This window comes from Paraprevotella xylaniphila YIT 11841 (assembly GCF_000205165.1).
GTDB lineage: Bacteria > Bacteroidota > Bacteroidia > Bacteroidales > Bacteroidaceae > Paraprevotella > Paraprevotella xylaniphila.
On record NZ_GL883849.1, the window covers coordinates 1 to 21,680 of the forward strand.

At 51.2% G+C, this 21,680-nt stretch carries 15 protein-coding genes; 8 read left to right on the top strand and 7 right to left on the bottom strand.

Translation table 11 applies throughout. The features are described from left to right. Window positions 1–188: 188 nt before the first annotated feature. From HMPREF9442_RS07725 to HMPREF9442_RS07740, 4 genes are read right to left on the bottom strand one after another with little or no spacing between them, the layout of a single operon-like run. On the bottom strand, window positions 189–1,763 hold the full coding sequence (locus tag HMPREF9442_RS07725) for a S41 family peptidase (RefSeq protein ID WP_040602827.1): 1,575 nt from the start codon (window positions 1,761–1,763) through the stop codon (window positions 189–191). A gap of 22 nt (window positions 1,764–1,785) precedes the next feature. After that, on the bottom strand, window positions 1,786–2,244 hold the full coding sequence (gene coaD / locus HMPREF9442_RS07730; RefSeq protein ID WP_008617490.1) for a pantetheine-phosphate adenylyltransferase: 459 nt from the start codon (window positions 2,242–2,244) through the stop codon (window positions 1,786–1,788). A gap of 10 nt (window positions 2,245–2,254) precedes the next feature. After that, window positions 2,255–4,222, bottom strand: coding sequence for a DNA topoisomerase IV subunit B (locus tag HMPREF9442_RS07735; RefSeq protein WP_008627147.1), 1,968 nt, complete (start codon window positions 4,220–4,222; stop codon window positions 2,255–2,257). 9 nt (window positions 4,223–4,231) lie between these two features. Continuing rightward, window positions 4,232–5,383, bottom strand: a complete 1,152-nt coding sequence (locus HMPREF9442_RS07740) for a GNAT family N-acetyltransferase (protein ID WP_008627148.1) — start codon at window positions 5,381–5,383, stop codon at window positions 4,232–4,234. Between the two features lie 205 nt (window positions 5,384–5,588). Here HMPREF9442_RS07740 and HMPREF9442_RS07745 point away from each other — a divergent pair, with 205 nt between their 5' ends. Beyond that, on the top strand, window positions 5,589–6,743 hold the full coding sequence (locus HMPREF9442_RS07745; protein ID WP_232038437.1) for an OmpA family protein: 1,155 nt from the start codon (window positions 5,589–5,591) through the stop codon (window positions 6,741–6,743). Window positions 6,744–6,793: 50 nt separating this feature from the next. Here HMPREF9442_RS07745 and HMPREF9442_RS07750 read toward each other — a convergent pair whose 3' ends face one another. Both HMPREF9442_RS07750 and HMPREF9442_RS07755 read right to left on the bottom strand, forming a co-directional pair. After that, on the bottom strand, window positions 6,794–8,002 hold the full coding sequence (locus tag HMPREF9442_RS07750; RefSeq protein ID WP_008627150.1) for a THUMP-like domain-containing protein: 1,209 nt from the start codon (window positions 8,000–8,002) through the stop codon (window positions 6,794–6,796). A 5-nt stretch (window positions 8,003–8,007) separates the two neighbouring features. Then, a complete protein-coding gene (locus tag HMPREF9442_RS07755; RefSeq protein WP_008627151.1) occupies window positions 8,008–8,682 on the bottom strand; it encodes a M15 family metallopeptidase in 675 nt (224 codons plus the stop codon). A gap of 368 nt (window positions 8,683–9,050) precedes the next feature. Here HMPREF9442_RS07755 and HMPREF9442_RS16215 point away from each other — a divergent pair, with 368 nt between their 5' ends. From HMPREF9442_RS16215 to HMPREF9442_RS07795, 7 genes are all read left to right on the top strand, one after another. Then, complete coding sequence (locus tag HMPREF9442_RS16215) at window positions 9,051–9,245, top strand: hypothetical protein (RefSeq protein ID WP_130893902.1); 195 nt, start codon at window positions 9,051–9,053, stop codon at window positions 9,243–9,245. 741 nt (window positions 9,246–9,986) lie between these two features. Further along, window positions 9,987–12,053 carry a PEGA domain-containing protein gene (locus tag HMPREF9442_RS07770; RefSeq protein WP_087944090.1) on the top strand — a complete coding sequence of 689 codons (2,067 nt, stop codon included), beginning with the start codon at window positions 9,987–9,989 and terminating at the stop codon, window positions 12,051–12,053. 42 nt (window positions 12,054–12,095) lie between these two features. Beyond that, window positions 12,096–14,282, top strand: coding sequence for a BACON domain-containing protein (locus tag HMPREF9442_RS07775; RefSeq protein ID WP_040602822.1), 2,187 nt, complete (start codon window positions 12,096–12,098; stop codon window positions 14,280–14,282). Between the two features lie 57 nt (window positions 14,283–14,339). Beyond that, window positions 14,340–15,668: a fibrobacter succinogenes major paralogous domain-containing protein gene (locus HMPREF9442_RS07780; RefSeq protein WP_040602823.1), complete on the top strand. Its 1,329-nt coding sequence runs from the start codon at window positions 14,340–14,342 to the stop codon at window positions 15,666–15,668. 12 nt (window positions 15,669–15,680) lie between these two features. Further along, window positions 15,681–17,552 (top strand): LPP20 family lipoprotein, encoded by a 1,872-nt coding sequence (locus HMPREF9442_RS15360; RefSeq protein WP_008627166.1) that lies wholly within the window; start codon window positions 15,681–15,683, stop codon window positions 17,550–17,552. A gap of 27 nt (window positions 17,553–17,579) precedes the next feature. Next, a complete protein-coding gene (locus tag HMPREF9442_RS07790) occupies window positions 17,580–18,281 on the top strand; it encodes a hypothetical protein (RefSeq protein ID WP_008627172.1) in 702 nt (233 codons plus the stop codon). A 9-nt stretch (window positions 18,282–18,290) separates the two neighbouring features. After that, window positions 18,291–19,778 (top strand): hypothetical protein, encoded by a 1,488-nt coding sequence (locus HMPREF9442_RS07795; protein ID WP_008627174.1) that lies wholly within the window; start codon window positions 18,291–18,293, stop codon window positions 19,776–19,778. Window positions 19,779–19,855: 77 nt separating this feature from the next. Here HMPREF9442_RS07795 and HMPREF9442_RS07800 read toward each other — a convergent pair whose 3' ends face one another. Then, window positions 19,856–21,613: a 1-deoxy-D-xylulose-5-phosphate synthase gene (locus HMPREF9442_RS07800; RefSeq protein ID WP_008627176.1), complete on the bottom strand. Its 1,758-nt coding sequence runs from the start codon at window positions 21,611–21,613 to the stop codon at window positions 19,856–19,858. Between the last annotated feature and the right edge of the window lie 67 nt (window positions 21,614–21,680).

The following is a 21,680-nucleotide window of genomic DNA, read 5'->3' on the forward strand; positions in this document are numbered from 1 at the left end:
GAGATTGAAAAATCACTCGCCTGAGATTGATTTTCCGTTTGGCGCACAACGGTAGCAGCCCATTACCTGAAAGTGGGCTGAAAGATGGCACTTCCATCCTTCAGGATACTAATATGCTTTAAGCGAAAGGTTTACAGCATATCCTGAAAGATGGAAGATGTTTTTGTGAAACTCCTGTGTAAGGTAGATTATTTAAGAAGCTCCAATGCTTTTTTCACGAACGGATTCTCTTCGTACATGACGGCGAAGTATTCCGACATGTCCCAGATGTCCCGTGCAATCAAGGCTTTCATCTGAAGTTTCAGTTCCGGTAATGTCTTTTGAAGTTCTTCCTCGTCTTTGGGCTTCACACCGGCTTTTTCCCCTTCAGCAAGTACCAGGTCGATGAGTTCTTGGGGTGTTTCAAAACCAGTTTTGAATTTGTCGAATGAAGCGTATCCGCGCCGGATTTTCTTACGGTATTTATCAATAAACTTGAGGTCGGCGTTGACGATGGCACCTTTGGCCGTCAGTTCGCGATGGAATTTGGTGTAGCGTGTCGTATCCAACGGTATGAAATAGTCCGGCATGATACCTCCTCCTCCATAGACGGTACGGCCTTTGCGCAAAGTCTTATATTTTAAGGAGTCGGGGAAGTGGATGCTGTCTGCGTTGGTCAGTTCGCCATGGTTGTAACGTTCTATGACGTCCATGTTATACTTCATCTTGTCCCCCATGGTGTAGGGCTTTTGGATGCAGCGTCCGCTCGGTGTATAATAACGTGCCACGGTCAGTCGGATCATGGAGCCGTCGGGCAGGACGAAAGGCTTTTGTACCAGGCCTTTGCCAAACGTGCGGCGGCCCACCACCAAGCCGCGGTCCTGGTCTTGGATGGCTCCCGTGACGATTTCGGAGGCCGAGGCTGAATATTCATCCACCAATACGATGATTCTCCCCTCACGGAACAATCCCGGGCCTTGGGCGCGGAATTCTTTATAGGGCGTGCGCAATCCTTTGGTGTAGACAATCAAATCGTTCTTGGGCAGGAACTCACTGGCAATGCCCGTCGCGGCATCCATATATCCGCCGCCGTTCTGCTGCAAGTCCAGTATCAAGTCCTTCATGCCTTGGTCTTGCAAGTCCTTGATGGCTTTCTTCACTTCATCATGGCTCGTGCTACCGAAACTGGACAGGCGGATAAGCCCCACAGTGGGGGTTACCATGAAAGCCGCATCTACGGTAGATACAGGAATCTTGTCCCTCGTGACGATGAATTCCAATCGGTCTTTGATACCGTTCCGCACCACACCTAATTTTACTTTTGTATCTCTCGGGCCACGCAACCTGCGCATGATTTCCTCACGGCTCATCTTCACACCGGCAATGGCAGTGTCGTTCACGCTGACGATACGGTCGCCGGCCAGGATGCCCACCTTTTCCGACGGTCCTTTGGCCACGGGCTGAATGACGACAAGCGTGTCTTCCAACATGTTGAATTGTACGCCGATACCGTCGAAATTACCTTGCAACGGTTCGTTCATCTTCTTGGTTTCCTCGGCGTTGGTGTAAGAGGAGTGCGGATCCAGTTTGGAGAGCATCCCGTTGATGGCATCCTCCGTCAGTTTCACTTCGTCCACGCTGTCCACGTATAGGCTGCTGATGGCCAACTGGGCCATGGAGAGTTTACGCATGGACTGTTCCATTTCCGACATGTTTCCTTTCCGTTGCGCCGGAGCCGTCCACGGAAGGCAGAAGAGCAAGGCTGCCCAAAGAGTTTTTTTCATGATGTTTGTGCTGAATTGTTGTTTATTCATATTCGAGTCCCTCCGGGATATAAGGTGATATGTCCTTCCCGAAGTGCATAAGTTCCTTCACCATCGTGGAACTGATGAACGCCCATTCCGGTTCTGTGAACAAGATAATAGTCTCCACGCCTGTCAACCGGCGGTTCAGGTCGGCTATGTTCATTTCATATTCATAATCCTTGATGGAGCGTATGCCGCGCAGGATGAAGCGGGCGTGATGGCGGGCTGCGAAATCTACGGTCAGGTCCGAGTAGCCCTCCACCTGGATGCGTTCGTCCCCGGCAAAAAGTTTACGCAGGGCGGCAATGCGCTTTTCCGTACTTTGTTCCATGCGCTTGTATTCATTGATGCCCACGCCGATAATGATGCGGTCGAAGAGCGTAAGCCCCCGTCGTAGCAGAGATTCGTGTCCTTTGGTAAAAGGGTCGAAACTACCGGGGAATATGGCTATTTTTTCCATTGATGAATCTTTATATAGCGGTTTCTGCGGTTTCGTCTTCTTCCGCACGGTCTTCCTCGATGACCAGGTTGTTGATAATGAAGTTCTGTCGTTCCATGGTGTTCTTGCCCATGTAATATTCCAATAGCTCTTTCACTTGGTCGCTCTTATGCAACGACACTTGTTCCAGACGGATGTCCGGGCCGATGAAGTGCTTGAACTCGTCGGGAGAGATTTCCCCAAGCCCTTTGAAACGGGTGATTTCCGGGTCGGGACCTAAGGCTTCGATGGCCGCCACGCGCTCCTCGTCGGAATAACAATAGCGGGTGATGAAGTCCGATTTGGCAGCCTTGGCTTCTTCTTCCAGTTCCTTCAACTTTTGCTTGCCGATTTTGTTTTTGCGGTTGCGCACGCGGAAAAGGGGCGTCTGGAGAATATACACGTGTCCTTTCTTAATAAGTTCGGGGAAGAACTGTAGAAAGAAAGTAATCATCAACAGGCGGATGTGCATGCCGTCCACGTCGGCATCGGTAGCCACGATGACTTTGTTGTAGCGTAGCCCGTCTAGTCCGTCTTCGATGTTCAGGGCGGCTTGCAGGAGGTTGAACTCCTCGTTTTCGTACACCACTTTCTTTGTGAGACCGAAACAGTTCAACGGCTTGCCTCGCAGGCTGAACACCGCTTGGGTCGTCACGTCGCGGCTCTTGGTGATACTGCCGCTAGCCGAGTCGCCTTCGGTGATGAAGATGCTGCTATCCTCCTTCAGGTCGCCTTTGGCATCGTTCAGGTGGATGCGGCAGTCGCGCAGTTTGCGGTTGTGCAAGTTGGCCTTCTTGGCTCGTTCGCGTGCCAACTTTGTCACGCCGGCGATGGCTTTGCGTTCCTTTTCGTTTTCGGTGATTTTTTGTATGATGATGTCGGCGATGTCCGTATTCTTGTGCAGGTAGTTGTCCACCTGTTCTTTGACGAAGTCGCCCACGAACTTGTCTATGCTGATTCCGCCGTCGGGTATGGTGGTCAGCGACCCTAATTTGATTTTCGTCTGGCTTTCGAAGAGCGGTTCTTCGATGTTGACGGCGATGGCCGCCACCAGTCCGTTACGGATGTCTCCGTAATCGAAGTTCTTGCCTGAGAAATCTTTGATGGTCTCGGCAATGTGTTTTTTGAAGGCACTTTGGTGCGTGCCGCCTTGGGTCGTATGCTGTCCGTTGACGAACGAATAATATTCCTCTCCGTATTGTCCCGTGTGGGTAAAGGCTATTTCTATGTCTTCCCCTTTCAAGTGGATGATAGGATAAAGCCCGTCGTTGGTCATATTATCGTTCAACAGGTCTACCAGACCGTTGCGGGAATGGATGCGGCGGCCGTTGAACATGATGGTCAGTCCCGTGTTCAGGTATGTGTAGTTGCGCAGCATCGTTTCAATGAATTCGGTGCGGAACGTGTAGTTCTTGAACAAAGCACAGTCAGGTTCGAAATAGATGAAAGTTCCGTTTTCGTCGGCTGTCGGTTCCGTCGATTCGCTGGTCAGGATTCCGCGTTCGAAAGTGGCCCGGCGCATTTCGCCGTCGCGATGGCTTCGCACTTCGAAGTGCGAGCTGAGCGCGTTGACCGCTTTCACACCCACTCCGTTCAGTCCCACGCTCTTCTTGAATGCCTTGGAATCGTATTTGCCGCCCGTGTTGAGCATGCTCACCGCTTCGATGAGTTTGCCCAAAGGGATACCGCGGCCATAGTCGCGTACGCTGACCCGCAAGTTGTCCTCTACGGTGATTTCTATCCGTCGGCCGGCATTCATTTTAAACTCGTCGATGCTGTTGTCTATCACTTCTTTCAAAAGCACGTAGATACCGTCTTCGGCATGAGAACCGTCGCCCAGTTTTCCGATGTACATGCCCGGACGGGTACGGATATGTTCCATGTCCGACAAGTGGCGGATATGGTCTTCGGTGTATTCGGTAAGTATCGGTGCTTCGTTTGGTTTCTCTTCTTCTGCCATAGTGTGTTTCTATTTAAGTGACTTCTGGTAGCAACGTCTGTGTTTATGTACTTCTGCGTCTAAGTAAGCCCATTGCCCTTGGCTTTTTTCGTTGGTCTCCAGTTGCGGATGCGTTTCGCCGAACTTAAAGCCCATCTGTTGGCAAATGGGGATGAGGTCGGCGAAGAGCATGGCATTGACCCCTTTGTTCTGATATTCCGGAAGGACGGCCACAAGCAACAAATCTATGATATCCGAATGCTTGAAGAACAGGGCCTTGACCAAATGATACCAACCGAAAGGGAACAGGCGGCTCTTGGCTTTCTGCAAAGCGTGCGAGAGGGAAGGCATACCCACCCCCATGGCTATGATGCGTCCTTCGGCGTCTTCCACGAGCGTGACGAGCCGCATGTCTACGAGCGGAAGGTAAGTGTTGACGTATTGGGCAACCTGTCGCTCGTTCATCTCGGAATAACCGTACAACGGGGCGTATGCTTTGTTGACTACATCGAATATTTTCGGCCCCCATCCGCCTTTACGTATTTCTTTGGCGCTTTTGAATTTGCGTACACGCAGGTTATAGCGTTTGGCACTCATCTCCGCCACGCGGAAATATTTGTCCATGTGCGCCTGATGGTCTTGGTCGGGTACGCGTATCTTGCGCTCCACCCAGTCCACCTCTTTGGTATAACCAAGGCGGTCCATGTGAATTGGATAATAAGGATAGTTGTATGTTGTGGACATCGTGCTCAACTGGTCATAGCCGCCGGTGAGCATGCCTTCCGGATCCATGTCCGTAAACCCTAAAGGCCCTACTATCTTGTCGCATCCGCGGGCACGTCCCCAAGCTTCCACCGTGTCCATCAGGGCACGGCTCACTTCCGGGTCGTCCGTGAAGTCGATCCAACCGAAGCGGGCGTTGTTCGTGCCCCATGTCTGATTGGCCTTATGGTTGATGATGGCAGCCACGCGCCCCACGATTTTTCCTTCGCGTAGAGCCAGAAAATAATCCACGTCGCAGAAATCGAAGGCTGCGTTTTTCTGCGGGTTGAACGTGTCGAGCGTGTCCTCCAAAAAGTCGGGCACGGCATACGGACAGTCCTTGTACAGTTCGTAGTTGAAACGTATGAACGCTTTCAACTCTCGGCGAGTCGATATTTTTTTAATGGTTACAGCAGACATGTCATATATGTAAAATGGTCAATAAATTGCGGCAATGCGCAAACGTGCAAATATAGTCTTTTTTTTATTAACAGTTGAGTAAAATGCTTCGCTTTTCGCTTATCCTCCCTTTTTTTTAAGAAAAAGTTAAAAAAGATTGTTAGCTTCTTGTATTTATCTTATATTTGTGAACTTAATCCAAGTTGAATCATAAAAATATAGACTGATGGGAAAGATAAGATGTATGCTCGCGGTTATGGCTATGGCCATAGGTACGGGAGTGGCTTATGCCGGAGAAGGAAACAGTGAGAAAGATTATCGTCCGTATCCGCACATGTTCTTCGGGTTGAACGGGGGCGCGCAAGTGTCTTTTACTCATTATGATTTCAGCAAGTTGATCACACCGAGTTACGGCGTTTCGTTCGGTGCTTATTTCAATCCGGTCGTTGGAGCGCGTTTGCATGTGAGCGGTTACGAGAACAAGGGGGGTATCAAATCTTTGAATGAAACTTACGATTTCAATACGGTGACGGGTAGTGCGGACTTGCTGTTGAACGTGACCAACATGTTCCGTAGCGATAAAGATCGTGTCTTTAATCTTATTCTTCTTGGAGGTGTAGGATTGGCAGGCGCATGGGACAATGACGATTTCCACGCGTTGGCTGCCAAAGCAGCCGAGAACTATCCGATGGCATGGCAGGATCGTAGGCTTTCGCATAATGTGCGGTTGGGAATGCAGCTCGATTTCAATATCGTCAAACATTTCGGACTGAATCTGGAATTGGCCGCTAATAACAGATCCGATCGTATCAATTCTAAAACGACCGACCGAAATGACTGGGCTGCCACAGCTTCTTTAGGTCTGATTTTCAAGTTCGGGCAGAAGAAGGCCGAAAAGATGGCGGAAGAGCCGGTTCTGGTGGCAGAGGAATGGGCTACGCGTACGGATACCGTTTGGTATGACGACATCACGTATAGGGACGTGCCCGAAAAAGTCACTTACGAGGACAATATTTACTATAAAATCCGTTTGAGCGAACCGGATCCGGCTTCAAAGATTCAGAAGATAGCCGATTTTGTCAAGGCGCATAAGAATTGCAACGTACAGGTAACCGCTTATGCAGATAAAGCCACGGGAACACCGGAGTTGAATATGCAATATTCCAAGGAACGGGCGGAGAAAGTCGTTGCGGCGTTAGTGAAGGCCGGTGTGAGTCGCTCTGTCATTACTTCCGAATATAAGGGCGACACCGTGCAACCGTTTGCCGAGAACGACAAGAACCGTGTGGCTATCGTAAAAGTCACGGGTGAGGGCGTGAAGAAGGAACAAGTGAAGACGAAGAAATACAGATTGGAAGAGACCCGTTACAGGTTAAAGTAACAGAGCAATTTTTTTCATAAGGAAGGGGTCGGCTGTGAAGCCGGCCTTTTTTATTGGGGTCCCGCTTTCCGGCACCGGAGCAGCACATGCCGTCCGTCGGACAACGTCGTGGCGAAGAGGTAAGCGTTGCCTCCCTCCCTTAGTTTGAGGCGTTTGCGGAGTCCGGCTACGGTGTCCGGAAAGTTGCGGACGGTCAGATTGGCTTGTCCGAGGCCGTTTAAAAGTCCTTTCAGTTCCTTTTTGCCGAATCCGCAACAATCCTCTATGGCAAACGCCCGCCCGGGAAAATCCTTGCAGGAATGGTCTGAGGTGTATAAATGGGAATTGGGATGCAGTTTCCGCAGGCCGTAACGTGTGGCCAGGCTGCGGAATCCGCCGCACTTCATCACGGAAGCATTCGGTTCGTAGAGAAATCGGCCCGGCGTGTCCGAATAAGTGCATGCGGCCTCCTCCTCTTCAGTCAAGGTGAACGTGAAAGTGGGGTCTTCCGTGCCGAGGTTGACGCAATGGCACGCCGTCTTTTCCGGTTTTTGCCGTGTCATGACTAACAGCAGTTCCTTGCATTCCCCTTGTACGCTGACGGCGTGGACTTCGGCCACGTGTGCCAAGGTGCGCAGGGCCGTCCGGATGTCCAACATGGGGGAGAGCTTGATGAGGCTGAAAGCCGCCTTGCGGCGGATGGCTTCCTGGAGGATGGATAAATCCGGCTCGCAGTCTTCTATGGCCACCGTCTTGCGCCCGACGGTGTCGCGCCGTGCCGGGTCGACGAAGCAACAAGTGGCGTCGGGCCATTCGTCCGGCGAAAGGGAAGAGTCGGTTTCCCGGATTTCCGCTTGTGCCAATCCCAATGTTTTGAAGTTATGTGCCGCGATACGGCACAATTCCGGTTGGCGTTCCATATAGACAGCCCGGTCGAACAGTGGAGCCAGAAAGCTGAAATCGATGCCGAAACCTCCGGTCAGGTCCATCAGGGTATGGGGAGCTTCCGTGCTGTCGTTGTCCAACAAGCGTTTTACGAGGGCTTGTTTGTACCTTGCCGTCTGTTCCGAAGAACATTGCTCCATCGGGAGACGGGGCGGATACTGTATCCCGTCTCGTTCCGCCCATGAGGGGAGTTTGCGTCTTGCCGTCTGCCAACCCTCGATTTGTTGCAAGGCCATGCGCAGGTCTACGTTCTCCGGGGCCGGTTTCAGGGCCAGTCGGCGTACATCCTCCTCCCGGTGTGTCCGGATAAAATCTTGTGTCTTTTCGTCCAACATGTGTTTTATGGAATGGGTTTATAATGCGCTTTGGCTTCGGCGCGCGTGATGAAATTGAAATGCCACCATTCCGTGCGCAGGGCTTTGAACCCGGCTTGGCGCATGACCCGGCGCAGCAGTTCGCGGTTGCTCCGGGCTTCCGGCGTGAGTTTGCCCTGCTTTACCATTTCCGCCTCGTTGTCGATATGGGCCAATTTGCCTAAGTAATCTATTTTCGTGCCCATGGACAGCGTGTCGCCTTTCGCGTCGCAGAGCGTGAGGTCCACGGCCATACCGTAATTATGCAATCCCCCGCCGTTTTTGGGATTGCTCACGTAGATATTCTTCGGTGTTCCGGCCACTACGTTCCACATTTTTTGTTGGATGTGCATCGGGCGGGCGGCATCGTACACCTTCAGGCTCAGTTCCGGGTGGGAGGTCTTCAGGATTTTTTGGGCCTTGGCCAGAGCGCGTGCGGCTTTCGGGTGCAGGTAAGCTTCATGCAGGTCGGTGTAAAGCACCCGTCCCGTGAAGTTGTCCGCCCGTGCGTACATCAGGCTCACGCGTATCGTGCTGTCCATGCTGCGGACATCCACGAAGCCCGCCCGTTCCATGGCTTGAGCCGTCCGTCCCGGAGTTTGGGCGCAGGCGGCACTTCCGGCTAAAAAGCATGCTAAAAGGATATATGGAGTGAACGTCATATTTATGGGGTTGTCATTTTGCACCGCAAAGATACGGATTATGCCTTGATTATGGGACGAATCAACGGGGTTTTTGCTTGCTTTTTGTCAATTTTATCCTTGTCGTTTTATGGTTTCCGGAAGTTTTGGTGGCTCATGAAACGGTCTGTTTTTCACACAAACTCCATTCTTCTGCTTCTATTGTGCATTTCCGTTTTTTGGTCTCAGCCGAACGGAAAATCGTTTGGCTGAAAGAGATTTTTCGTCTGGCGCAGAGTGGTGGTGAGTTGTCGATATTTTGTGCCGGAAATGCCCGTTCGGCGACGAATGGAAAGGCTTTAAGTACCTTGTAAATCTCTATTTGCCGAGAAAAACCGTGCTTGAATGGAATGGCAGAAAGAAAGGAAAATGTTTGCAAGGATGACGCGTCCGGGAGTTTCTTCCGCATGGTGCGGGGAGGCGGGAAACGAAATGGCAGCCGAAAGGGGAAACGGCTTTCTTTCCGGGTTTCCCTGACGGCGCGAGAATCGCTTGAAATCTTCCACGGCGGATTTTTCCCGGATTACGCGCCGCATTTCGGATGAAAATGACAAAATGTCAAAAACGGATTGGGGTTTGCCGGAGGATGTCTTTCCGGTTACAAAGGAGCACTGCGGACGGGAGTCAGGAGGGGCTTATATACATAAGAAAAAGGATTTTGCCTGTTATACCGAGAATATCTTGAAGATTTATTTGTTTCTTTCAACCTTCTTTAGTATTTTTGCCCTTGTACTCCTGCGTTCCTATTTTTCATGGCGAGGACGGATGGTTCCAGTGCCGTGATAAGGATGGGAAAAGCTTACGCCGGGCCTGAAGGAAAGAGGTTGTGCTCGGAACTGACGGCGGGTCTTGGGCGAGCCGGAGCACTATATATTGGGAAAAGGCGTTTACATGCGTCTTGTCTTGGGCTTATCAGAATCTCGCAAGTTCACAGTTTGGTCAAGATAAGGCAACAGTAGATGTCCTCGGGATGTGTTTTATACGCATCCCCTTATATTTGGTATATTCACCTTATTATTAATAAAGGTGTATGTGCCGGGTGTGGGGGAATTGTATACATATCGGCGTGGGCTTCTGCGTTGCTCGTTCTACCAGACTGGGCAATGCGAGAGCCTTGATAAGCGGGATGAGTAACGGGTACAGACTCTCACGCTTTTTTTCGTATATAATGATGTACTAACTGGATTGATTTGCGGGGAGAGTCGGCAGATATGGCGAAAAGAAATGCTTTTGCCCTCCGGCATGTCTGAAAACCCGGTGCGGCAAATGGCAGGTAGATTAAGAAAATGTCACAACAAAGTTTAAAAAGGAAGTGGACACTCTGCTTGTTGCTTTGCTGGGGGATAATGGCAACCTATGCCCAAAAAGATTTGGAACGCTTGCATAAGTTCACCATCACGGAATTTTATCAGGACCAACAAGCCACTACGGCTACGTCCGAAGAGTACAAGCAAGTGGATGGCAGCGGTTCACTCATGGCCATCATCAAGTTCATGTCGGCCGACCCCACGGTGAAAATCGACAACATAGAGGCTTTCATGTTCAATTTTGGTAACATGATGCACAAGACCGTGGTACATGGTGATGAACTGTGGGTTTACGTACAGAAAAACGCGCGCACGGTGACTATCAGCCGTGACGGGTATGCCCCTATCAAAAAGTATGATTTGAAAACCACCATAAAGGAAGGAGCAACGTATGTCATGAAAATCACCTTTGACAAGGTGACATGGAATGTGGAACGCTCCTTGAACAAACAGTTCCTGCAATTACAACTGGAACCTGGGCTATCTAATGCGGTGGTCACGCTGACGCGCGAGGGGGAACGTGAACCTATGGAGACTTCCACTACGGATGCGACGGGCAGCGTGGCGTGGAATCTTGAATTCGGTACGTATTTCTATGGTATCAAGGTGCCCAATTATGTGGAGGCATCGGGGCGGGTGAAGCTCACGACTTCGGATAGCACCTATGTGGAAAAAGTGAAATTGACCCCTAATTTCGGTTATCTTGAAATACAGGATCCTGGCAACGCTTCGGGGGCTAAAGTCTTTGTCGACAACAAGGAGATGGGCACGGTGCCCTATAAAAGCGATACCAAATGGGATTGCGGCACATACCAACTGCTGTTGGTGAAGGATCTTTATAAGAGCCATACGGAGGAGTTTACCATCAAACAAGGCGAGACCACGGTCATCAAGCCGGTGTTGGAGTCCAATTTCGCAGAAACGACACTGACGGTGGAAGGCGGAGCGGACATCTATATCGACGGGATACGCAAAGGGGCAGGCCGTTGGGCCGGTCCTTTGAAGGCGGGTACTTATCTGGTGGAATGCCGTAAGGCCAACCATCGTAAGACGCAAAAGGAAATCCACGTGGAGGTAGATGTGGCCAGCACCATCACCCTTGACCCTCCTATACCCATTACGGGCTTCCTTTCGGTGAATTCCACTCCTGTGGGCGCACAAATCAAGATTGACGGGAAAGATTACGGGGTGACTCCGAAAATCATCCAAGACTTGCTTATCGGTCAACATAAAGTAGAGGTATCTATGGCCAACCGGAAACCGGAGGTGCGCGAGGTGAACATCATGGAGGGCAAGGAAGAGCAACTGAATGTGGAATTAAGCTCCACGGCCCTGATTTCATTTTCCAGTATGCCGAGAGGGGCTTCTGTACTGATAGACGGCACGCTCGAAGGCACCACTCCGTTCACGAAGGAGATGGCTTCGGGGAATTATGACATTCAGGCCAGATACTACGGTTACCGCCCTTTCCGCCGCAAGATGTACATCGACGTGGCTAAACCCGCAGTGCATTTCAAGATGTCGCGCCAACTGATGAAGCGAAGTGCATTCTATTTCGGTGCGGACGGACAGTTCGGTTCGCTCACGGCCGTGGGCGGCACGATGGGCTTCTATGCCGGGAATGTGAATGTAGAGGCTTTCTACATGAAAGGTTTCGGCAAGGAAACCGTATTTTGGAACTCTACGGGTGAGAACGAGCAGGTTGCCCCTTGGACGGAAGAAGAACTTGAGGTAAAGACCGTTGTAGGCGGCAAGCTTGGTTATGGCTTCATATTGGGCACGCGCTTCCGTATAACTCCGCAAGTCGGTTGCACTTATGTGGGCGTGTCGGGAAACAACGAGACTTCGGTGTATGCGCTTTCGGGTACGGGAGGGGTGCGCCTTGAAGCGGCCTGCACGTCGCACATCGGCATCAGCCTGACTCCGGAATACGCCTTCAAGCTTGCCGAAGCCGACGGTTATAAGCTGTTGTCGTCCGTGTTGCCCTCCATGAAGGACTGGAGCGAGGGCTTCAATTGCAAGGTCGGGGTCTATTTCTTCTTTTAATGACTTGAAAACGCACAGATGGTTATGAAACGGAAAAGAATTATGAAATATTTGTCAGGATGCCTGGCGCTGTTGGGGCTGACGGTGTCCTGCAATGACGAACTTTACATGGGCGGCGTGGGAGTCGTGCCTGCCACGAAGGCTTATTACTTATATACGAATATGTTAGGCTTCAACTTACCCGATACCGTGGTGACTCCCTCCACGTTCGGCGTGGAATGCAGGAACGTGCCGTGGCGGTTGGACGTGGCCGACGAATGGCTCAAGGTCTCCCCGGCGGAAGGAACCGGAGAGGATACGTTCTCCATTGTCAGCGTGGGGGCGGATGTCAATCCGTCCACGTATTACCGTTATTCGGTGTTCAGTCTGGAGTCGGCCATCGATACGACGGTTTACCGGTACAGCCAGCAGATTTGGGCAGAACAGCAGGGAAATACGGGCACGTCGTTGACCGTGTCATGTGATGTCCCGTTGCGGGTTTCTGCATCCGCTGCGTCGGAGACCTTTACGGTGGAGACGAACGCGCCCAAGTTCGACCTGCGCACCGATGTCGATTGGCTTCAGGCTACGGCTTCGGGCAACGAGGTCACGTTTTCCGTGGAGGCGAACACCACCGAGGACGTGCGCGTGGGCTATATCTATTTCGACACTTACAGGCAGGAGTGGCAAAGCTCTTCGCCTACTATTTATACCTATTATCTGGAAGTCCGCCAGGAAGCTCCTGAATATTCCTTGTCTGAAAGCAGTCTGGCTTTCCGCAATACGGCGGGCACGAAAACGGTAACGTTGTATTGCGACTTGGGATGGACGGCTTCTACTACTGATTCTTGGATTCAGGTCAGTCCTTCCTCCGGCTCGGCGGGTACGGTGGAACTGTCGGTGAGCGTGACGGAGAACGGTGGAGTAGAGGAACGCTACGGAGCCGTCAACCTCCATGTGGACGGTGATTTCCTGATAGAGATTCCGGTGAAGCAGTCGGGCTTGTATATGGACATGACGGAGAGCCGGTTTGATTTTGAATCGGGTGCAGCTTCGCGGACTGTGTCGATGTCCACCAACCTGTCGTTCTGGAACGTGTTGGAGAAACCATCTTGGGTAAGCGTGTCGCCGGAGAGCGGCGAGGCCGGGGAGCATACTCTTACGATAAATGTCGAAGACAATCCGAACACTACAAAAAGAGAAGGACGTGTGGTTGTGGGTAACCAAGGGCTTTCTTTGGCCGATACCCTTTGGGTGACGCAGGAAGGCAAGTCGTTCGGTCCGCTCGAAACGGTATTGCAGTTTGAAAACGTGGCCTCGTCGAACACGCTCGACATCTCGACCGATGGTGATTGGACGGTTACGACTTCAGACGGATGGATTACCGTCGCCCCGTCGTCCGGACATGGCAACGGGCAAGTGACGGTTACCGTAGAGGCCAATGAAACCGACAATGAACGTACGGGGTTACTCTCTGTGGCGGTGGGCGGCACCGTGCAGTATGTGAACGTGGTGCAGAAAGGACGTTATTTCACCATCGACCGGGGACCGTCGGCTTCTTTGCCTTCGAAGGGAGGAACCATAGAATTAGGTATTGCGACCAATCAGGCATGGACGGTAGCCGTGAAGAACCAGTCCTCATGGTTGGCACTTTCCGCCACGCAAGGGCAAGGCGATGCCAAACTGGTGATTTCCGCCCAAGACAACCCCAGTCTGGAAAGCCGGACGGATACCATCGTATTTACACCCGCCAACAAACAAGGAGTGAAGTTGGCCGTCAAGCAGGCCGGACGTTACCTGAAAACCGATGCACAGGCCGTGTCGTTCTTCTATAAGGGGGGAACATCTGCCCCTGTGACGGTGTCTACCGACGGGACGTTCCGTGTGGAAAAATCTTCCGGAGCCGATTGGTTGGTTGTGGCAACGAACAATAACCTACTCATGTTTACTGCCGAACCGTATAGCGGCAACGACAAGCGTACAGCCACCGTATCGCTTTACCTGACCGGCTTGTCCGGCGAGGCATCCGAGGCCAAGATGGTGGACATCGTGGTGACGCAGTATTCCAAGAACACTCAGTTCGTGCGTGACGACTACGGCGAGGATGTCCGTCTGGACGTGACTTATAAGGACGGTGCCCTCATCATCCGGTCGGACTATGGCGAGGACAAGGACTTGTCGCCCGCGCCCGGCACATCGGGTGAAATCAGCCGTGACGACTACGGCACGGACCAGAACTTGGAACAATAAGCCGCAAGGCATAAAATAAGAATCAAGAACGAAAAAACAGAAGATAAAATGAAAACAATGAAGAAAAGGATAAGCCAACTCTTTGGGCTTGTGGCCGTAGGAACGGCCTTGATGGCAGGGGTATCGTGCAGCAACGACACCGAGGAACTCATGGGGCAGCCAGGAGCGACGGAGGAGACGGAACATACGGCGGTCATGCACTTGACGGGCGGCTTGCAGTCCTACACCCCGAAGCGTGAGACTTCAACGGAATGGAACGAGGGGGATGTCATCTACCTGCGTTTCTATCAGGCCGATGAGAAAACGGTGGTGTGCGGCAAGGCGGTTTACAATGCCTCGTCGTCGCTGTGGAACATCAGTTACTACGGTAACTTGTCTACTGGCAGCACTTTGAAATGTGAGGCTTTTTACTTTGTCAATGCCACGGCCACGGACAACTATCATGTGACCATGACTCCGATGAGCTGTGCTTATGTGGATGAGGCTGCGACTTATATCGTGGATGACAGTGAACTGTTCGTAAGTGCGGTTTTGGCTCCGAAGACTGCCCGTATGCACATCAAAGGGGAGAAGGATAAGACGGTCGCGGTTTCAGGGGTGGTGTACAACACGTCGTTCAGCCTGACGGACAATGTGTTTACGACATCTACGGAAGAGATAAGCACACAGTTTGAGTCCGATGGCTATACACCTTATATATATTGTTCGTTGGATGAGACCCACGTGATTACACTGGACGACCTTTATTATAAGTATACCAAGACCTTCGATCCGACCAAGTTCATGGCTGGCGAGAGCGGTTACATGGTGATGCCGTCCCAAGTGGAGAACAAGGGATGGACCTCTGTTTATTATTATCCCGAAGAGGCCGTGGATTTGGGGCTTAGCGTGCGTTGGGCTTCAATGAATGTGGGTGCCTCGAACCAATATGACGATGGAATCTACACCTCGTGGGGGGATGCGTATGGTACGAATACTTCTACCAGTAGCAGTTATAACAATGATGTACATGAAATAGTGGGAAATCCGGCTTATGATATCGCCACGAACCTTTGGAACGAACGTTGGCAGATACCGACAAGAGAGCAATGGGAAGAGTTGATAAATAATTGTACATGGACGTATGCCTATGATTCCGAAAGGAAGGTTTACGGATATACGATAACGGCTGTGAACGGGAATTCCATTTATTTACCTTTTTATTTCTATACTACAGGGGAGAATATAGTGAATGGGTCTTCTTACACTTCTGGATATTATTGGAGTTCCACAGAGTACAGTAGTTCGAATAAGGCTTATGCATTAGAATTAACTTCCAGTTCCAAATATATAGATTATAATAGTAAATATTACCGGATGCAAGTCCGTCCGGTTCTTGTAAAATAATGACATAGTCTGATGAAACGACGAATAATAAACCTATGGCTGCTCTTGTTGGTGCTTTGTCCTGCTCTGGAAGCCCAAAACTGGGACTATATCCGTTCATCCGGCGAATATTATTACGGTTCCGGCACGGGGAAGACGGAGGCTGAGGCTGACAAGGCTGCATTGAACGACTTGGTACAGATGATAGCGGTGCATGTGTCAAGCGATTTCCAGTCGCAGACCGACGAGACTCAAACCAATGGGAACATCGACCATAAGACTTATGTAAGGAATTGTGTGAGCACTTATTCCTCCTCTGCCTTGACCAATGTGGAGAAATGGACAGAGGGGAAAGAACCGGAGGTTACCGTGCGGCGTTATATGCTGCGTTCGGAGTTGGACAAGATTTATGAGAAGCGCATAGAAAAGATACGCGACATGGTGGCCATTGCCGACGGGGCGTTGGAGAAAGCCAAGGTGGACATGGCCTTGCAATACTATTACTGGGCTTACTCCTTGGCACGTTCCCTGCAACATCCCACGGAAGCGAAGGATGAGGCCGGGCATAGCTTGGTGACGCTGCTTCCGGTGAAGATACGGGGCATATTGGAAGACATCAGTGTGGCTTTCGAAAAGCGTGAAGGGGATTGTGTGGATTTGGTGTTCAACTACAAAGGTCGTCCCGTATCGGGGTTGGATTTCCTCTATTCCGACGGGCGTGAAGAGTGCGACGGGGCAGCGAAAGACGGTCGCGGCATGTTGGAGATGGCACCGGGCTATGAGACGGAGTTCTATCATCTTGACATTGAATATGAGTATAAGAATCTGGCACGTGGGGACGATGAGTTGCAGGCCGTGTTGAATGTCGTGGCGAAGGCGGCTTTTCCGGAGTCTTCGGTAAGCGTGAAAGGCCGTGCGGCGCAAGGAGGCACTTCGGTTGCGGCTTCCCGACCTACGGCACGGCCGGCCACTGCAAGTGTGGCCTCCACGGATGCCCCGGCAGAGGCTTCTGCCGCAGGGCCATCCCCGTCGCAGACGGTGGACGACGATGCCTTGTATTGTGAAGCGATGGAAAAGGTGTTGGCAGCCATCAAGTCGCGCAATTACGTAAAGGCCAGTTCTTGTTTTACGCTCGAAGGCCTGGACGTGTATAACAAACTGATTTCTTACGGTACGGGACGTGTGGTGGGACAGCCTGATATGGTGTATTACCGTAGCAGTAACGGGCAGGTGGTGGCACGCGGGCTGCAGATGTCCTTTTCGTTCATGAACGGGAAGCGGAAGAAGACGTTTGTGGAAGACGTGGTGTTCACGTTCAATCCGGACAAGAAAATCTCCAATGTGGCTTTCGGATTAGGGAAAGTGGCAGAGTCGGACATCCTGAACCGTTATGCGCCCGGATGGAAAGACGAAACCCGCGAATTGATCATGGAGTTTCTGGAAAACTACAAGACGGCTTATTGCCTGAAACGTCTGGATTATATCCGTGACATCTTTGCCGACGATGCCGTCATCATCGTGGGCAATATCGTGAAGCGCAACCTTGCGGCGGTGCCGGAAGAACGTGCCATTTCGCTTGAAGGGCAGGACATCATCAAATATAACCGTTATGATAAGGAGACCTATCTGGCCAATCTGGCCCGTACGTTCAAATTGAACGAATTCATCAACCTGCGTTTTACGAACAATGACGTGCAGTGGTTGGAGAAATATGAAGATGCGGAAATCTACGGCATACAGATAGGTCAGGAATACACCTCTTCCCGTTACGCGGACAAAGGTTACCTCTTCCTGTTGGTGGATATGACCGACCATAATGCACCGCAAATCAAGGTGCGTACGTGGCAGCCCAATGAGGTCTCGATGTCGAAGATATTCAGCGCAGGTGATTTTTATAACGACTAACACTATTCATTTTAAAAACATGGTATTATGAAAAAGATTCTGGTATTATTGGCCGTGGCCTTCATGGGCGCATCGGCAGGTTACGCGCAAAGTGCGATAGAACTGGCCAAACAGCAACGTGAACTGGACAAGGTGAATATGGACATGTTGAATGCCAAACCCTCGAAAGATGCAAAGAAGCAGGCGAAACAAAGGACAAAGGACGGGTGGGAGGTGCCCGCCGGCAGTTTGTCTATGGCCAGTCAGTTTACCCGAGCGCAACTCATGAGGCAGGAACTGATGGCTAACGATGCGGGAGAACCTGTGGCCCGCTACATCCTCCATGAGGCTACGGTGACTTCCGGTTCGGAATCTGTAGGCTACTCGTCTGCACGTGCACAATGCCAGGCCGAGATAGCCAGTATGTTGGAAACGAAGATAGCTGCGGCTATGAAGCGTAAGCAGGACAATGCCCAAAATTCTGCCATTGATGCTACCACAGTGGACAAGTTCCACGAGCGCGGACGGGCAATAACGGATGCCACGTTGTCGATGATGACCCCTGTGGTGCATATTTACCGTGTATTGCCGAACAACAATTACCAAGTGCAGGTAACCGTGGCTTATGACAAGAAAGTCATGAAAAAGCAAATGAAACGCCAGTTGGCAGAGGAACTTGAAGCGGAAGGCGACGGCTTGGACAGCGAGTTGGACGGTATCGTGGACGAGGTGCTGAGCGAGGAATTTTAGTATAAGGATATGAAGAAGGCATCTGTTATAGTGGGCATGGCATTGTGCTTCTTCGGGCAGGTACAGGCCCAGAATGATGACTTCGGGGATGACTTCAAAGAAGATTTTGAATCTTTTCGACGAGCTATCCATAAGGATTTCAATAACTTCCGGAAGAAGATAAACAAAGAGTATGCCGAGTTTTTGAAAAATCCGTGGGAGGAGTTTACGGAAAAGAAACCGCTCGTCATACCCAAAGAAGACGATGTGCCTCCGGTGATTTACCCGGAGGAGGATAAGGACAATCCTCTTCCTGCCCCAGAGCCATTGCCTTTTGATGTGGTCATTCCGGTTCCCAAACCTACCCCACAACCCAAACCTGTGGAACCCATTAAGGAAGACCCGGAACCGATGCCGAAAGTGGATTTCTCATGGTTTGGCACTAAGTTAAGCGTACGGTTTGATACCTCATCGGCTTTGCAGATGACAGGCGCAAGAGAAGATGTGGTTTCTGCTGCGTGGTTGGAACTGTCAGGGCAGCAGTACACCAATCTTGTTTATGATTGCCTACAGTTGCGTACGGAGTATAAGATGGGCGATTGGGCTTACCTTGAGATGTTGCAGGCTGTGGCCGAAAAACTCTTTGGAGAGGGTACGAACGAATCCACTTTGCTTATGGCTTACTTGTATTGCCAATCCGGCTACAAGATGAGGTTGGCACGCGATGATTCCGGTGTTTTGCACATGCTTTTCGCATCTCGCCACATCATTTACGACATACCGCATTATAACGTGGGAGGTGAGAGGTTCTATCCTTATGGGGAATGCCCTTCGAGCATATACATCAGCGACAATGCATTCCAGGGCGAACAGAGCCTGTCCCTTTGGTTCGCTGCATCTCCAAGGTTGGCTGTGTCTGCCACCTCATCACGGACGCGTCAATCCGAGCGTTATCCGGAGGTAAAGGTTACGATGTCCTCGAATAAGAATCTGATGGACTTCTATTCCTCTTATCCCACTTCGATGGTGGGCGACAATTTTGTAAGCCGTTGGGCTATGTATGCCAATACGCCGATGAGTGAGGATGTGAAGCGTCAGATATATCCGGACTTGAAAGCAGCCATAAACGGATGCGACCAGTTGACGGCTGTGAATAAGTTGCTGAATTTCGTGCAGACGGGCTTCGAGTACGAGTATGACGACAAGGTATGGGGTGGCGACCGGGCTTTCTTTGCAGAGGAATCCCTTTACTATCCATATTGCGACTGTGAGGACCGTAGTATCCTTTTTACCCGTTTGGTACGCGATTTATTAGGGCTTCGTTGTATCCTGGTTTATTATCCGGGACACCTGGCCTCGGCTGTGGAATTTTCGCAGTCTGATGCCGTGGCGGGCGATTATGTCTTGTTGGAAGGACGAAAGTTCGTGATAGCCGATGGTACTTTTATCGGTGCACCTGTGGGCAAGACGATGTATGGCATGGATAACCAGACAGCCAAGGTAATTTTGTTAGAATAACAGTAGGGTTCTTTTATATATGTGGCAAAGAGGCAGTTCCTTTTGTAATAGGGGACTGCCTCTTTTAAGTGGAATTTTTATAACTGCGCGAGGATGTCTTCGGCAATCTGTTCCGCCGTCAGGTGGTTGTCGCGGAGGAATGCCGTCACGTCGAAGCGGTCTACGAACTCCTTGCGGGCACCGAAGTTGAGTACTTTCATGGGGCTTGTGCCGTAGTGGCGGGCGATTTTCTCACCGAAGCCACCGTCCAGTACGCCGTCTTCTAGCGTGGCTACAAGGACATGGTCGGCTTTCAGCGCATCTAATAAAGTGGCATCCGTTCCGGTGATATAGCGTGGGTTGATGAGGGTGGCTTCAATGCCGGCCCTTTCTTTCAGGATACGTGCGGTGGATTCGCCTAACGGGAAGAAAGAACCCAAGGCGAGCAGGGCTACTTTTGTTCCTTTCCTTACGACCTCATAACGGTTCAGTTGTCCGTAGTCCGTATCGATTTTGCGGTTTGCGTGGATGACTCCGTTGGCTGGCACGCGGATGGCTACGGGATGCTCATTCTGATGCAGGCTCCACTCCAACATGGCGAAATACTCTTCCTTGCAGGTCGGGGCGAGATAAATCATGTTAGGGATGTTGCTGATGAGCGGGATGTCGAAGAAGCAAAGATGTGTCACATCGTTCATGGCCGACAATGATCCCCAAAAGACGAGCAGCGTGGCCGGATTACGGTTGATGCAGAGGTCTTGTGAAAGTTGGTCGTAAGCTCGTTGGATGAATGTACTATACACACCGAATACGGGGCGTCCCCCATTGGCCGCGATGCCGGAGGCTAAGGCTACGGCATGCTCTTCGGCGATGCCCACGTCCACGAACTGGTGGCCTGCGGCTTGCCGTTTGTCTTCCGTAAAGCCCATGACTGTGGGGGTGCCTGCCGTGATGCCTACCACGCGGCGGTCTTCTTTCATCTTTTTCAGCAAATAGTCTGCAGTCAGTGTCCCGTAGTCTTCTCCTCCCTCGGGTTTATGCCGGGGTTCACCCGTTTCGATGACGAATGGTGCACAATAATGCCATGGTTCCTTGTGTTCTTCTGCCGGTCGGTATCCCTTGCCTTTCAGGGTGTTGATGTGTACCACGACGGGGTGGTCGATGTCTTTCACCTTTTGGAATGCCGAGATGAGGCTTCCGATGTCGTTGCCTTGGTCTACGTACAGGTAATCCAGTCCCATGGCCTTGAAGAAGTTGCAAGGACATGTGCCTTGGCTTTCACGTAACTCCTGCAGGTTACGGTACAGGCCTCCGTGGTTCTCAGCAATGGACATCTGGTTGTCGTTGACTACGATGATGAAGTTCGTGCCCAATTCTCCTGCGTAGTCCAATCCCTCGAAAGCTTCGCCGCCGCTCAGCGAACCGTCTCCGATGACAGCAATGACATTGCCTTTTTCGCCTTTCAGGTCACGGCCTTTGGCCAGTCCTCCGGCCAAGCTGACTGAGGTGGAGGTATGGCCGATGACGAAATGGTCGTGTGCGCTTTCCGACGGCTCGGAGTAGCCCGACACGTCATCGTATTTTTCCGGATAGAGGTAAGCGTCTTTCCGTCCGGTCAGCATCTTGTGCGGATTGCTTTGGTGGGACACGTCGAAGACGATTTTGTCTTCCGGCGAGTTGAACACGTAATGCAGGGCGATGGTGGCCTCCACCATGCCGAAGTTCGGGCCGAAATGGCCGCCGTGGTCGCTCAGCCGGTGTAACAATGCTTCGCGTATTTCACCGCTCAGCAGGTTGAGTCCCTCTCTGGACAATTTTTTCACGTCTTCCGGAGAGTTGATGTTTTCTAATATCATAACGGATAATTTTGTTGTTTTAAAATAATGGTACAAAGATACGCGGTTTTACTGGAAGGTTTGTTAT

Excerpts from the sequence above, each read along its gene's own strand:
- HMPREF9442_RS07780 (WP_040602823.1), top strand. The coding sequence starts at position 14,340 with ATGAAGAAAAGGATAAGCCAACTCTTTGGGCTTGTGGCCGTAGGAACG.
- HMPREF9442_RS07735 (WP_008627147.1), bottom strand. The coding sequence starts at position 4,222 with ATGGCAGAAGAAGAGAAACCAAACGAAGCACCGATACTTACCGAATAC.
- HMPREF9442_RS07750 (WP_008627150.1), bottom strand. The coding sequence starts at position 8,002 with ATGTTGGACGAAAAGACACAAGATTTTATCCGGACACACCGGGAGGAG.
- coaD (WP_008617490.1), bottom strand. The coding sequence starts at position 2,244 with ATGGAAAAAATAGCCATATTCCCCGGTAGTTTCGACCCTTTTACCAAA.
- HMPREF9442_RS07745 (WP_232038437.1), top strand. The coding sequence starts at position 5,589 with ATGGGAAAGATAAGATGTATGCTCGCGGTTATGGCTATGGCCATAGGT.
- HMPREF9442_RS07725 (WP_040602827.1), bottom strand. The coding sequence starts at position 1,763 with ATGAAAAAAACTCTTTGGGCAGCCTTGCTCTTCTGCCTTCCGTGGACG.
- HMPREF9442_RS16215 (WP_130893902.1), top strand. The coding sequence starts at position 9,051 with ATGGCAGAAAGAAAGGAAAATGTTTGCAAGGATGACGCGTCCGGGAGT.
- HMPREF9442_RS07740 (WP_008627148.1), bottom strand. The coding sequence starts at position 5,383 with ATGTCTGCTGTAACCATTAAAAAAATATCGACTCGCCGAGAGTTGAAA.
- HMPREF9442_RS07755 (WP_008627151.1), bottom strand. The coding sequence starts at position 8,682 with ATGACGTTCACTCCATATATCCTTTTAGCATGCTTTTTAGCCGGAAGT.
- HMPREF9442_RS15360 (WP_008627166.1), top strand. The coding sequence starts at position 15,681 with ATGAAACGACGAATAATAAACCTATGGCTGCTCTTGTTGGTGCTTTGT.
- HMPREF9442_RS07770 (WP_087944090.1), top strand. The coding sequence starts at position 9,987 with ATGTCACAACAAAGTTTAAAAAGGAAGTGGACACTCTGCTTGTTGCTT.
- HMPREF9442_RS07800 (WP_008627176.1), bottom strand. The coding sequence starts at position 21,613 with ATGATATTAGAAAACATCAACTCTCCGGAAGACGTGAAAAAATTGTCC.
- HMPREF9442_RS07775 (WP_040602822.1), top strand. The coding sequence starts at position 12,096 with ATGAAATATTTGTCAGGATGCCTGGCGCTGTTGGGGCTGACGGTGTCC.
- HMPREF9442_RS07795 (WP_008627174.1), top strand. The coding sequence starts at position 18,291 with ATGAAGAAGGCATCTGTTATAGTGGGCATGGCATTGTGCTTCTTCGGG.
- HMPREF9442_RS07790 (WP_008627172.1), top strand. The coding sequence starts at position 17,580 with ATGAAAAAGATTCTGGTATTATTGGCCGTGGCCTTCATGGGCGCATCG.